General features: G+C 40.7%; 4 protein-coding genes. 1 reads left to right on the forward strand and 3 read right to left on the reverse strand.

The window, feature by feature from the left end:
• Positions 1-510: 510 nt before the first annotated feature.
• From TR08_RS13525 to TR08_RS33585, 3 genes are all read right to left on the reverse strand, one after another.
• On the reverse strand, positions 511-4824 hold the full coding sequence (locus TR08_RS13525) for a S8 family serine peptidase (RefSeq protein WP_045519063.1): 4314 nt from the start codon (positions 4822-4824) through the stop codon (positions 511-513).
• 150 nt (positions 4825-4974) lie between these two features.
• Positions 4975-9420, reverse strand: a complete 4446-nt coding sequence (locus TR08_RS13530) for a S8 family serine peptidase (protein WP_238579135.1) — start codon at positions 9418-9420, stop codon at positions 4975-4977.
• A gap of 68 nt (positions 9421-9488) precedes the next feature.
• On the reverse strand, positions 9489-9623 hold the full coding sequence (locus TR08_RS33585) for a hypothetical protein (protein ID WP_274521006.1): 135 nt from the start codon (positions 9621-9623) through the stop codon (positions 9489-9491).
• A 1157-nt stretch (positions 9624-10780) separates the two neighbouring features.
• Between TR08_RS33585 and TR08_RS33590 the strand changes: the two genes are divergently transcribed.
• Positions 10781-15175 (forward strand): S8 family serine peptidase, encoded by a 4395-nt coding sequence (locus TR08_RS33590; protein WP_045518888.1) that lies wholly within the window; start codon positions 10781-10783, stop codon positions 15173-15175.
• Positions 15176-15238 lie beyond the last annotated feature (63 nt).

Genomic DNA, 15238 nt, shown 5'->3' on the forward strand with positions numbered 1-15238 from the left:
AAACTCGCCGACTGGCTAGCATTTACGGCAAAGATTTAAGTATAGATGAGTCTAGATTTTTAGTTGCATCTTCAAGTGAGCCATATTTCGCCACCGAAAATGCCTTCGACCACTAATTTAGATCCTTACTCCCAAAATTCGGAACCTAGTTTGCAGTTAATCGTAGCTTAGCTACTTCTACCCCTAATAGACAAACAGACGACCATACAATGATCGTCTGTTTTGTTTATAACTCGATCCATGCTAGATTAGCTACGACACAAGGAACTCATTTAGCAGGTTTCAGCTCAAGAGGACCAGTAACGAAAAACTATGACATTAAACCTGATATAGTAGCAGACCGCTAGATGCTTCCACAGTAACGACGGATACGTATTGGTATAAAAAAAAGCCGGAATTGGTAAATGGCAAAACCCATCAACCAATTACCGGCTGTATTCATTTTAGAGTACTAATTTCACCAAAAGGGTATGTGAAAGATGATTCTATTGTCTTCATTCAATCCATGATTTACCTAGGTTTTACGTTGACATACAGTCTACCAGCAGCTGTTTTACGAGATTCATTTCCGTATTCGTCTCTCATAACTACTTCGATTACAGCACCGTTAATCTTGTCTTTTGGAGCCGTCCAGGTACCAACATAGTGACCTTTTCCTTGCTCTTTTAATGGTATTTCAAAAGAAGAGGCGGCTGCAGTTGCGGTTGCGGTTGCATTGGCTGAAGGCAAGCTGAACGAGAAGAAACCACTCATTCCTGGCTCACTGTCTAGTTCGACGGTCAACTTACCACCCGTTTTTATCACCACATTTTGACTTGGTTTTAAGTTTTCGATCGCAGATGGATTAAACTTGGCGTAAACAGTGACTTCCTTGTTAGTTTCGTTACCTGCACGGTCCTTTGCAGTGACAATGAATTTATTTTCTCCATTATTGAGCAGGACATCTAGGGAGTAGGAGCCATCTTCTGTGACAGTTGCTTTTTGACCATTAATTGTGACTTCGGATAGATGTAGGTCGGTCGCTTTTCCTTCGATTGTAACTGCTTGTTGATTCGTCTTAAAACCATCAGCAGGTTTGGTAATGGTTAGTTCTGGTTTTGCTTGGTCAAGAGTGATCTTCACTGGATCGGACGGTTCCGTACTACCTCGATCAGATGAAGAGGTAGCTGTCAGTACGTTTTCACCATTTTGCAGGGTAACATCTACAGAGAAAGTGCCATCTTCTCTAGCTGTTGTGGCAGCCTCTTCTTTCCCTTTATTGAAAAGATGAACTTTGGTAGAAGGTGAAGCTTGCCCTTCTACTGTGATAGTAGATTGATTGGTGATGGCTGCATCTTTAGGTGTTGTAATCACTGGAGTCATCGATTCATATTTTACCTGTGCCCGAATCATAATGTTCTCGTAAGGGGCTGGTCCAAACTCTCCATTATACATTATCCAACTGTGTCTCGCAGGTGTACTGCTTGTATCAGATGAAATTGCTGGTGTATTCGGGCTTACGTTTTTTTGGATATAGACCATATAGAATCTGTCTTTTACCACGATTCCTTTGTCTGACAGATCGACAACCGTCCATTCCCCATTTTGCACAGCAGTTGCATCAAATGGACCCGCCACTATTTTACCAGGAGAACCATTCACTCCAGGTCCACTATTATCATAAATGGCAACCTGAAATTCTGTTCCGCCTGGTTTTATACCTGAGGCAGATGAATCCGCGAAACGGAAGAGGCCAGCAGTGACTAAAGCGCTAGTTTTGCCTTCAGGCAGAAACATTTTTACAGCATAACCACTATTAATAGTATCCCATGTGCGATAGTTTTCTGCTGTCCCATCATCATAGCTTATCTCACTAGGATAGCCGACAAATGGTTGTAACGAGACATTTTGTTCGATATTTCCGTTTGCAGGGACAGTAATCCTGATATCTTGGTTCAGATAGAAAGGCGCGGACACATGCAAGGTATAGTCCCCTTCATAGGCAGTGATAGAGAAGCGTCCGTTTTCATCTGTTTGTACAGGTTGAACAATCGCGTCTTCGATCAGAGAGAGTGTTGCGTTAGCTATCGGCTGACCTGTTTGCTTGTTCGTGATCGTTCCGTTAATCGTTCCTTGCGGAAGTGGTTTTAAGGTAAAATTGGCTTCTACGGTACCATCTTTAGGAATCTTCACTCGTTGATCTGCAGAGGAATATCCATATGCTTCAGCACGTAAGGTGAACTCACCAGCAGGATAAGTCATACTATAGCTGCCATCCTCTGGGCTGGTGGCCACAGAACGTCCAGTTTCAAGGAAGCTCACTGTAGCTCCAAGTGGCAGGGACATAGGTTTGTCTGCTGTTGGCGTTACCGTTACCGTGGCGGTTGGTGCCATCACGTCTTGGATTTCTGTTGGTTTGATTGCTTCCGAGTTTTCCAATTGCACATCTTCTAGATCTATATTTGCTGTGGTAAGTGCTGTATTACTTAAAGCGACATCATCGATATACCACCCTGTTGTCGTGAATTTATCGTCTGTGGTGACGTTAAAGGCGATATAGATTTGTTGACCAGCATATGCGGATAGATCGATTTGGTGTTGGGTCCATGTCGAAGAGTTACCAGTAAAGCTGGACAGCTGCTGCCAGTTTTGTTTGTCTGTCGACACAAACACATTACCAAAGTCTTTGCTTTCTTTGTCTTCAAGTTGATACCAGTCTTTAAACTGAAGATAGCTGTTGCCTTCAGGCAAGATGATTGGAGGCATCATCAAGTTCATATTGGCATTGTAAGCAACATGACCATTTAACTTGGTTCCGTACACTTTTTCACCAGAAGCGGCCTTTAATGGCCCAGCGGTAGGTACTCCCCATTCCCAAGAGTTTTGGGTACCATAAGAAATCCAGCCATTCGGTGCAGATTCAAAATCTTGAAAATATCCGGTGCTGATTCCAGTTTTGACAGGTACGCTGTAATGATCAGATGTAACCACGTGTGCACCATAATCTGTGATGCGCCAGCGATAGGTAAGGGTTGAGTTCTGTACTGCTTCAGCCGGAATTACAGCTTGGTACGTTCCGCCTTTATAGTTACCTGTGGTACGGCTTGCCATGACTGTTTGCCAATCGGCAGTTTCGCTTGCACGGTATTGTAGCTCTACACTTGTTACGCTGACATTGTCTTGTGCTTGAACAGTTAGAGGTAATACCATATTCGTATAGGTTTCTTTTGGAGCGGTATGCTCATAAGTTGGATCTTCAGTATCTTGACCTTCATGATCCACTTTTCCTTGAACTCGGCCTATTCCGGTTAAAATGGAGGAGACAGCGTCAAAGGCGTTAACTAGACCATGACCATAACCATTGTTTGGCGAAGTTGGATATCTAGAGTCAGTTAATGGGATTGCCGTTTCAATTAATATTTGTTCAATAACTTCAACGGAAAGAGATTTATTCGCCTGCTTCATCAAAGCAACGACTCCAGCAAGGGCTGGTGAAGCCATCGAAGTTCCGCTCATGGATCCATAGTTGCCACCTGGTGTAGAAGAGCGAATGCCCACACCTGGAGCAGAGATATTTGGCTTCATTACTCCATATGCCGAAGGACCACGTGAGGAGAAATCAGCAATCTGATTTTTACTATCTGTTGCGCCAGTAGCAAACGATTCCGGATAATTGCCTGGTATGCCGACGGTTCCATCAGCAGGACCGGAATTTCCAGCAGAGAATGCAGGGAAAATTTCAGCTGCACGCCAGGTTTGCACCATTTGTCGGTACCAATCATTGATTCCAGGGCCGGCACCCCAAGAGTTGTTCACTACGTCTGGTGCTTTTTCTGGATGCGGATTGCCCTGGGCATCCTTTGGAGCTAGAATCCATTCTCCAGCTGCCAGTAGATCGATATCGGTTGCACCAGACGTGGTAAAGGCTTTTACAGCAATCCATTTTGCACCTGGAGCGACACCGATTTGGTTCGTGCCATTTGGCTCAGAACCCACCATTGTACCTACGGTGTGAGTTCCGTGACCATGATCATCATAAGGTGCAGCTTTCCCATCAATAGCGTCAAACCAGCTGTAAGTGTTATCAGGTTGATCTGGATTGGCTGGGTCGTAACCCCGATACTTTGTTTTTAAGGCTGGGTGATTCCACTGGACTCCTGAATCAATACTAGCAACTACAATTCCTGTACCATCAATGCCCATCTTCCAAACTGGTGGTGCCTCGATATTTTTCATATTCCATTCGATTGAATCGAGAGGATCAGCTATTGATTGAGTGGATTTGTTACTGTTTTCACTTGGGATCAACTGTACCTTTCCGCTAGGTAGAATTTCTTCGACTTCAGGGAAGGTAGCAAGTTTTTCCATCACTTGTTTGGTTCCTGTTACCGCCATGCCGTTTACGATATAGAAAGATTCAAACTCTTTAACATTTCCTTTCTTTTTTTCTTGTTCTAGATAAGTTTTGACCGAGTATTGAGTTTCATTGGCTTTAGCTCGGAGAGTGGAGACGATAGCTGAGCGTTTCATCAATTCGGTTTTGGCTGCTGTTTGTTTTTGAGCTTTAGCTTTTTTAGCTGTTTCGATTGCAACTTGCTTTGTATCCACTTGATCTTTAAATTCTAATAAAAATGTAACGGTTTTATTCTTATTAAACTGATCGTCCAGTTTTTTGTCTATCTTTGTTTCCACACTCTTAGATTCTCCATCAGAACTTTCCTGAAGAGAAATACTTTCTTTGGAGTTGGGTTCAGCCAAAGCGAAATTTGGTGAAAAAGTAGAGATCAACAATAATGCACATAAAATAAAACTAAATATAACGTGGCCTTGTTTTTTCCTTTTTATCAATTTGAATCCTCCTTAAATCTGCTTGCATTAAGACTTGCATAAGGGCAGTTTTTTTAATTGTTGTGATGGCCACCAACTGTTGTAGATGGCCACCAACTTTCTTTAATTTTATAAATCTTTTATAAATTGAATCTATCAATCTAGGATTTACCTAGGTTGTACGTTGACATACACTTTACCAGCGGCTGTTTGACGAGATTCGTTTCCATAAGCGTCTCTCATAACCACTTCGATTACAGCACCTTTAATCTTGTCTTTTGGAGCCGTCCAGGTACCAACATAGTGACCGTTTCCTTGCTCTGTTAATGGTATTTCAACAGAAGTGGCGGTTGCTGTTGTTGTTTTTGCTGTTGTGGCTTCAGCTGCATAGGTTGAAGGTAAGCGAACAATGAAGGAGCCGCTAATTCCATGTTCACTATCTAGTTCGACAGTCAACTTATTACCCTTATTTATCACCACATCTTGAGCTGGTTTTAAATTTGTGATTGCAGGTGGATTAAACTTGGCGTAAATAGTGACTCCTTTGCTAGTTTCATTTCCAGCACGGTCCTTTGCAGTGACCGTAAATTTATTTTCTCCACTATTGAGTAATAGGCGTAGGGAGTAAGAGCCATCTTCTGTGACATTCACTTTTTGACCATTTATAGTGACTTCGGATAGATGCAGGTCGGTCGCTTTTCCTTCAATCGTAACTGCCTTCTGATTTGTTTTGAAACCATCAGCAGGTTTGGTGATGGTTAGTTCTGGTTTTGCCTGGTCAAGGGTGATCTTCACTGGCTCGGACGGATCCGTACTACCTTGATTAGATGAAGAGATAGCTGTCAGCACGTTTTCACCTTTTTGAAGGGGCACATCTACAGAGAAGGTGCCATCCTCTCTAGCTGTTGTGGTAGCCTCTTCTTTCCCTTTATTGAAAAGATGAACTTGGGTAGCAGGTGAAGCTTGCCCTTCTACTGTGAAAGTAGATTGATTGGTGATGGCTGCATCTTTTGGTGTTGTAATCACTGGAGTCATCGCTTCATATTGTACCTGTGCCCGAATCATAATGTTTCCATTAGGATAAGTGAGCGGGACCCAAGTCCCTACTAGATTTTCCCAGCTATGACCCGTATTTGTCCTGCTTTTATCAATAGCAAGTCCTGGAATATTCGGCATGACGCCTTCTTGAAGATAGACAAAATAGAAGTCGCCGTTTACTATGAGACTTTCATTTGACAAATCGACAACCGTCCATTGCCCATTCGTTAGTGCAGTCGATTTAAATGGACCCGCTATTTGTTTGCCAGGAGCACCATTTGGTCCACTAGTATCATAGATGGCAAACTTAAATTCTTTTCCACTTCCACCTGGAGTCGGCCATCCTTTATCATAGAAGAAGAATTGACCTGCAGTGACTAAGGCGCTTTTTTTGCCCTCAGGCAGAGAAATTTTTACAGCCGCAGCACGACCTACTGAATTAACATTCCAAGCTACAGCAGCTTCCGCTGTCCCATCATCATAGCCTATCTCACTTGAATAGCCTACAAATGGTGGTAACGCAACATTTTGTTCACTCTGCCCGTTTGCTGGGATAGAGATGGTGATATCTTGGGCGAAAAAGAAAGGCGCGTACACATGTAATGTATAGGTTCCTTCATAGGCAGTGATAGAGAAATGTCCGTTTTCATCTGTTTGTACAGGTTGAATGACCGCGTCTTCGATCAGAGAGAGTGTTGCGTTAGCTAGCGGCTGACCTGTTTGCTTATTTGTGACCGTTCCGTTAACCGTTCCTTTCTGGGCCGGTTTTAAGGTAAAGTTGGCATCTAACGCACCATCTTTAGGAATATTCACTCGTTGATCGGAAGAGACATATCCATATGACTCTGCACGTAAGGTGAACTCACCAGCAGGATGTCTCATGGTAAAGCTGCCATCAACTGGGTTGGTGATAGCAGAATGTCCTGATTCGAGCACGCTCACTGTAGCCTCAAGTGGCAGGGTCATGGGTTGGGCTGCTGCCGGTGTGATCGCGGCGGTAGGTGCCATCACGTTTTTTATTTTTATTGTTTTGATGGTATCCGAGTTTTCCAGTTGTCTTGCATTTTCTAGTTCTACATTGGCTGTAGTAAGTGCTGTATTGCTTAAGGCGACATCATCGATATACCAGCCTGCTCTTTGGCCCAATTCGTCTGTGGTGAAGTTAAAGGCGATATAGATTTGTTGACCAGCATATGCGGTTAGATCGATTTGGCGTTGAGTCCATTCAAGAGAGTTACCAGTGATGCTGGACAACTGTTGCCAGTTTTGTTTGTCTGTTGACACAAGCACATAACCATTATCGTAACCGCTTTCAATTTGATACCAGTCTTTAAACTGCAGATAAGTATTACCTTCAGGCACGATGATTCGAGGCATCATCAAGCTCATATTGGCTTTATTGTCATATTGACCACTTAACTTGGTTCCGTACACTTTTTCACCGGAAGCGGCCGTTGCTGGTCCTTTGTCGTAGGCAGGTACTCCCCATTCCCAATTGTTTTTCGTACCATAAGAAGTCCAGCCGTTCGGTATAGATTCAAAATCTTGATAATAACCAGTGCTAATACCCTCTTTGACTGGTACTTTGTAATCGTCAGAAGTAACCGCATTTTGTCCATAGTCCGTGATGTGCCAACGATAGGTAAGGGTTGGAACCTGTATGGCATCAGCCGGAATCACGGCTTGGTACGTTCCGCTCTTATAGTTACCTGCGGTACGAGTTGCTGCTGCTGTTTGCCATTCGGCAGTTTCGCTTGCACGGTATTGTAGCTCTACTCTTCTAACACTGACATTGTCTTGTACTTGAACAGTAAGAGGTAATGTCATATTTGCAAAATTTTCAGTTGGAGCGGTATGCTGATAAGTTGGATTCTCAGTATCCTGACCTTCATGACCCACTTGTCCCTGAACGCGGCCAAGTCCGCTGATTATGGATGATACAGCCATATAGGCGTTTACTAGTCCATGACCATACCCATTGTTTGGTGAAGTTGGATAGGTGGGATCAGTTAATGGTGTTGCTGTATCTTTTAAAATTTTTTCAATTTCATCAACAGTAAGAGATGGATTCGCCTGCTTCATCAAGGCAACGACTCCAGAAATGTGTGGTGCACCAGACATAGTCATCTTTACTTCCGAATAGCTTCCACCTGGGATGGAAGTGCGAATTTTCTCACCTGGAGCGGAAATGTCTGGCTTCATTACTCCATATGACGAAGGACCGCGTGAGGAGTTAAACTCACGCAGATTATTACTATCTGTAACCCCAACAGCAAACGATTCAGGATAGTTGGCTGGGTTCCAGATTAACCCCTCTTTATAGCTTGAATTTCCAGCAGCGAACACAGGGAAAATCTCAGCTGCACGCCAGTTTTGCACCATTGGACGGAACCATTCATCGACTCCTTCTTGAACTTTACCCCATGAGTTGTTCACTACATCAGGTGCTTTTTCTGGATGTGGGTTGCCCTCAGCATCTTTTGGAGCTAGAATCCATTCTCCGGCTTCCAGTAGATCGACTTGGGTTCCGGTACCACCAGAGCTTGTAAAGGCTCTCACAGAGATCCATTTTGCACCTGGAGCAACCCCAATTTGATTTGAACCATTAGGTTCAGAACCTACCATGATTCCTGTGACGCTGGTACCTTGTTTAGTTCTATCAAATGGAGTCGAACTCCCATCAATAGCATCAAACCAGTTGAAGGTATGGTCAGGCTGATCTGGATTAGCTGGGTTGTAACCCCGATACTTTTCTTTTAAAGCAGGGTGATCCCACTGGACTCCTGTATCGATACTAGCGACTACAGTTCCTGTACCATCAAAGCCCATCTTCCAGACATTTGGTGCGTCAATTCTTGCAAGATTCCATCCGACTGAAGTGGTGTCTGTCTGAGTGTCTTCCCGAGTGTCCGCTTGGGTGTCAGTTTGAGTTTCTGCTTTAGCATCAGCTGTTGGTTGAGTGGATGTATTACTGCTTTCATTCGGGATCATCTGTACCGTTTCGTTAGGCAGAATTTTTTCGACTTCAGGGAAGGTTGCAAGTTTATCCATTACTTGTTTAGTTCCTGTTACCGCCATACCGTTGACGATATAGAAGGATTGAAACTCTTTGACATTTCCTTTCTCTTTCTCTTGATTCAAATAGGTTATGATTGAGTATTGAGTTTCATTGGCCTTAGCTCGAAGAGTGGAGACGACAGCCGAACGTTTCATTAATTCGGTTTTGGCAGCAGTTTGTTTTTGAGATTTAGCTTTTTTAGCTGTTTCGCTGGCCACTTTGTTTGTATCCACTTGATCTTTTAATTTTAATAAAAATGTAACGGTCTTATCCTTATTAAACTGATCGTTCAGTTTTTTATCTACCTTTGTATTCACATTTTTAGATGCTGCCTCAGAACTTTCATGTGTTTTCACATTTTTAGATGCTGCCTCAGAACTTTCATAAAGAGTAATACTTGCTTTGGAGTTGGAATTAGCCAAAGCGAATTGAGGTAAAAAAGTAGAGAGCAACAATAATGCACATAAAATAAAACTAAATGCGACGTGGCCATAGCCATGTCTTTTCCTTTTTATCAATTTGATTCCCCCTGAAATTTGATGGCATTAAGACTGGCGTTAATATTTGGAACTCTAAACTCGAATTTTTATTGATTATTAACTACATTAATTGTTGTTCGTGCTGTCGTAACTTTAAATCCGAACTCATCAACACCATACAGTGTTATGGTATAAATTCCATTTGGCTGCCCTTGTTTTGGAGATCCATTTGCCTGCTTCAACCGTCCACGTATTCCTTTTCATCTGGAGCTTATGTAAACCTATGGTGTTTTTAGAAATTCTCCTCAATAATTCCCATATGCTCAGTGGATGTATTTCCATAAAGGCTTCTCTGCGTCTTAAGTATTTCTTCTATTCCCTTTTGTGTTGTTCCTAAATCGTTTGTCCTTATGTCATCATGAGCAAATGAATTACCAGTACTAGTTGCCAAAACTACTGCAGCAGCCAAGCGCGCAAAAGCAATTGTTTTCTTAGATCTTTTTTTCCTCCTATGAAACCCCCTATAATTTTTTTCTTAACTTGATAGTTCCCCCCCTGGTTGAACATTTTACTAGATTAATTAATCCTTAAAAAAATATCTAAGAAGTGGGATTTTGCCCAAATCTTAAATACAAATAAATAATAATTGAAACAATAAAACTTGTGTATTGGGGGAAAATAGGCTTTTTTTGCCGTCAATTTTTTCGATAATAATACAAAAAATTACAAAAATAGACATTTTATTATTAAATAGTAAAAAATCAAACAAAAAATAATGCTATCTCAATTACACAGGAATAAATTCCTGTGTAATTGAGATAATATGGAAATTAACAAGGAATGAAATATTATTTTTGGAATATTCCATATATATTAATCAGATTAAATTCTTGCAGTTAAATAGTAATTTGATACTGGAATTAAATAAAAGAGGTTGTCAAAATATGCAAAAAAATAAGCTAACCAAATCCCCAAAAATTGGGGGGAAGTGGATAGCTTTTTAACTAAACTTCACAAATAAATAACAAAACTTTTTTCATTTTGCATATCATTCCACCTAAAATACGCAACTTTAAAACGCATCTCAAATGTTACTACAGTATTCCTAAAAAAACCCCTTAGATTTATGGGATTCATCTATATCTTTGGTACTATTCATCTAAAACAAAAGGCACATACAAATTAAAACATTTGATGAGCAGGCAAATAAAGAAATAGGCATTATACTAATATTGTAGCTTGCCATTTGAGGATGAGCTTACAGCCGATGTGGACTTAGCTCCTAAAGTGGTAAATTACCCTGATTCTACTAACGCTAAGTAGAATGATAGATAGAAAGAAAATTATCTGAATATTACCGTTAGTCATTCAATTGTGTTAATTAAGGAGGAGAAGTAAATTGAGGAAAAAGAGATTAAAAAAAATGCTTGCTCAGACGTCTCTCGGATGTTTATTGTTGGCTTCTGTCATTCCAATTAATGTTATGGCTACAAACCAACTCCAAAACACAATTCAAGATCCTAATTCGATTAATCAATCTCAAACGGGGATATATCAATTAACCCCTGAACAGCTTGAGGCATTGAATACTATTAGCGAAGAGAGTGAAGTGAAAATTTCACCATCTATCAATGTTTACAATCCAAATCCTGTTCGTATTATTGTAGAGTTTAAACAAGCTCCAGCAAAAGTATCAGTTATTCAGCAGGGAAAATTAGGAAAGAAGATTTCGTTGACAGAGGCTACAAAAGACGTAAATGAATCTCATAAAAAGTTTAAAGGCTTTGTTCAAAAAATGAAGGAACAAAAAGCTGGAGTAGGTGCCATCACACCTTATAATACTCCATCGACCATTGAGATTACCAATGAATACAAACATGCCTTTAACGGAGTAGCGATGACTCTTCCAGGAACGGATGTTGAAAAACTATTAGAATCTGACTTAGTAAATCGCATTTTTGAAGATCGAGTGGTGAAGGTTGATCCAAAAGAGACTGATAGTGAAATTACTGAGAATGCGGCTGTTGGAAACGAGCAAGTTGTATCTCCGACAATGTCCACAGAAAAGAAAAGTGTAACTGTGCAAAGTACTTCTCCTGAAGAATTAAAAGAGAATTACATCCCTCTTCCAGGTATTGAGGATTTGCATGAAAATGGAGTTACGGGCAATGGAATTAAAGTAGGTGTCCTAGATACCGGTATTGATTACAACCATCCAGATTTAACGAACGTTTATAAAGGGTATAGAAAAACAGCTGGACAAGACCCAAAGACGATTGATCCGATTAAAGTTAAGGGCTGGGATTTTGTAGATAATGATGCAGACCCAATGGAAACGACATATCAAGATTGGTTAAATGCTGGCAAACCGGTATCTCCTGGTCGCACGTATTTTACATCACATGGTACTCACGTTTCGGGAACGATTGCGGGGCAAGGAGAAAATACAGTTGATTCGCCGGCACAAGGTGTAGCACCTGATGTTGATTTATATTCTTACCGTGTGTTAGGTCCATACGGTTCTGGATACTCAAGTGGCATTATTGGAGGAATAGATAAAGCCGTAAACGATGGAATGGATGTTATTAACTTATCTTTAGGTGCTGCAGTAAACGATCCATTACTTGCGGAATCAGTTGCGATCAATAATGCGACTCTTGCAGGTGTGACATGTGTTGTATCTGCAGGTAACTCAGGACCAGGTGAGAAAACATTAGGATCTCCGGGAACAGCAGCTTTTGCCATTACGGTTGGAGCAAGTGACTTCCCAATGTCAATCCCTACAGCATCAGCAGTGGTTGGAAGCGAAACTTTTGAAAATATGAAACTATTAGGAAAAGGTTTTAATGACAATTTAGAAACGTTAGTGAATCAATCCTACCCTGTTGTATATGCTGGTTTAGGTGGGGAAAACGATTTTAAGGATGCAAATGGTCAACCCATTGATTTATCTGGAAAAGTGGCATTGATTCAACGTGGAACGTATACGTTTGTTGATAAAGTGGCTAATGCTAAAAAAGCTGGGGCAGCCGCAGTCATTGTGTATAACAACATTGATGGGGAAATTGACCAGTATTTAGCGAAAGAAACGAACTTCATCCCAGCTTTTCGTTTAACGAAAGCAGAAGGAGAGCGTTTAAAAGCTGCTGCAGCTTCTTCGATTACATTTACAAGTGTTGGGGCAGTTACGACACAAGGAAATCATTTAGCAGGTTTCAGCTCAAGGGGTCCAGTAACGAAAAACTATGACATTAAACCTGATATAGTAGCGCCTGGTGTTTCTGTATATTCCACTTATCCGGAATATATGAATAGCCCAGAAGAAGGAATTGATTATTCGTCAGCATACGCACGTCTTTCAGGAACGTCGATGGCATCTCCGCATGTGGCAGGAATCGCAGCTCTTATTTTACAAAAACATCCTGAATTTACTCCGTTTGATGTAAAAGCAGCGTTAATGAATAGAGCTGATAAGTTATCTGATGACTATTCTGTTTACGAAGTAGGTGCAGGATTAGTCGATGTAAAAGAAGCAGTTCTTTCAGATGTTTCTGTTAAAGTAATGGATAAAACAGAAAATAAAGATCAAAATGGTAACCAAGTTACAATTGATGATCCAACAGGCGCCATTGCATTCGGTACCATTTATAGAAAAGAAAACGATACAAACGTAGACAGTCGTAAAGTGGTTATTAAAAATAATGGAACAGGGTCAAAAACATTTGATATCAGTTATGAATATTCAAAAGCAAAACCGGGTGTTCTTGATGCTGTGTCTAACAAGGTGGAAATAACAACTTCTTCACAGGATATTACGGTGGAAGCGGGTCAATCAACTGATTTAACATCAACGATTAAAATACCAGGAACAGCAGAAAAAGGCAGATACGAAGGATATGTGAATATTGTTAATCGTGCGAATCCACAAGAAAGCTATCGTATACCTTTTGCTGTTCACGTTGTTGATAAGGGAGTAGAGACTGTTGGCATAGTGCGGCCAGCCATCAGCACGAAATTCTGGAATCCTCCGCATCCTTTTATGGCACAACCTGGTTTAAGTTATATGAAATTTAAAGTAAATAGCCCAGTAAAGACCATCTTTTTTGTGATTTATGATAAAGATGGTAAGCCGGTAGGTAGTACGATGCCAAAACCACAAGATGCTTCCATGGTGAAGCCGGATACGTATTATACAGCAAACTTTACCGCAACTTATTATCCGTTTGTTGGAGATCCAAGTGAAGAGAAAACAGATATTAATGCACCGCTTAAAACATTGCCAGAAGGCCAATATACATTGAAGTTTAAAGCTGTGGATGCAGATGGTAAAACTTACGAGCAAGATAATCTGTTTATTATTGACAATACATTACCTAAACTTACATTTAAAGATCACGCTCCAGGTAAGGTATATGAGCTAAAAGATTCAGACTTTACAAATGAAACAATGAACGGTAATACCTACAACGCATTTTGGGTTCATGCAAACCTATTTGATGAAGGCACAAAACAATTAGCACCACTTGGTATCACACAGTCTTCGAACGTCCTTTGGTATTATTTTAATCAGAAAGACTTTCCAACTGGGGATTTTCCTGTTGAAGCTAACGGAGACGTAAAATTCGGTATTGAGAAAAGTGATATTGAGAATGGGCCGGCAACTGTTACTTTATTCCCAATGGATAATGCAACAAATGCTCATCTATTAAATGGATTTCAACCTTATGCCTTTGTTAAGGAAGGTACTCCTTATGTAGTGCCGAGTTACGATAAAGAAAAAGTGTATAAGAATGATACGTTAACAATGACGTTAACCTTGAACAATGTTGAAAACCTCATGTCAGGTAAATACGATGTTGGTTTCTATGATTTTATCTTTCAATTTTTAAAGGTAAAAGTGAATCCAGAATTCCAGAAATGGGCAGATGACCACGGAGTGACGGTAACCGTTGACAATCCGGAAGTAAAGGACCATCCGAAATTTCCTGAATCTAAAGATATGGTAAACGTAGGCGCTCACCTTTCTGGTGAATCAACTTTCAAAGGATTTAGCGGCGACATGCCATTCCTTGATGTACAGTTCAAACTATTCAGCGATGCTTACGATATTATTTGGAGTACAATGGACGCTGAAGAAAATACGAAAACATTTAGTTATGTTAAATATGGTGAAACTATGCCAACAAATATATCATCATTTAATCAAATCAACAGCTATAAAATTATCATTAAGCATTCCTTTGTAACTTCATTTGCAAAACTGGAAGCATTCTACGGCAACTGGAGTAAGGATTTATCAACGGTAGGTGCAAGTGTATATGCACAAGGTTCTGACGGAGTGAAATATCCTGGAACAATATCTAAAACCGGTAAAGCATTTGTGCCAGATATTCCTTTATCAAAAGATCCATACAAAATCGTAGTAGAGGCTCCGGGACATTTAAAGAGTATACAAACTATTAATCTAGGTACAAAAACAACCTGGGGCGAAGATATAGGGGAGTTTATTACCAAGTCAGGTTCTCAGCCAATCGCAGCTGCAGGAGACGTGAATGGTGACAGCATGATTGACATCCTTGATGTCATGCGTGTTGTAGCCCAGTACGGTAAGGATGATAAACAGGCAGATATTAATCAGGATGGCATTGTTGATGAAATAGATATTCGCTTTATTGAAAAGAACTTTTTACAAGTAGGACCTGATGCACCTAAAAATAAAAAACCGAAAGAAAAGTTAGGAAACAAAGGTCTAAAGGATTTCTTACGTGCAATTGGTCTTGAACCTAAAAATTAACGGGGATAGTATTACATGCATTAACACATAGGGGTTTGCACAAAACGTGTATTTTGTGCAAAC

Origin of the sequence: Neobacillus niacini, assembly GCF_000759675.1 — a bacterium.
Taxonomy (GTDB): Bacteria; Bacillota; Bacilli; order Bacillales; family Cytobacillaceae; genus Neobacillus; species Neobacillus niacini_A.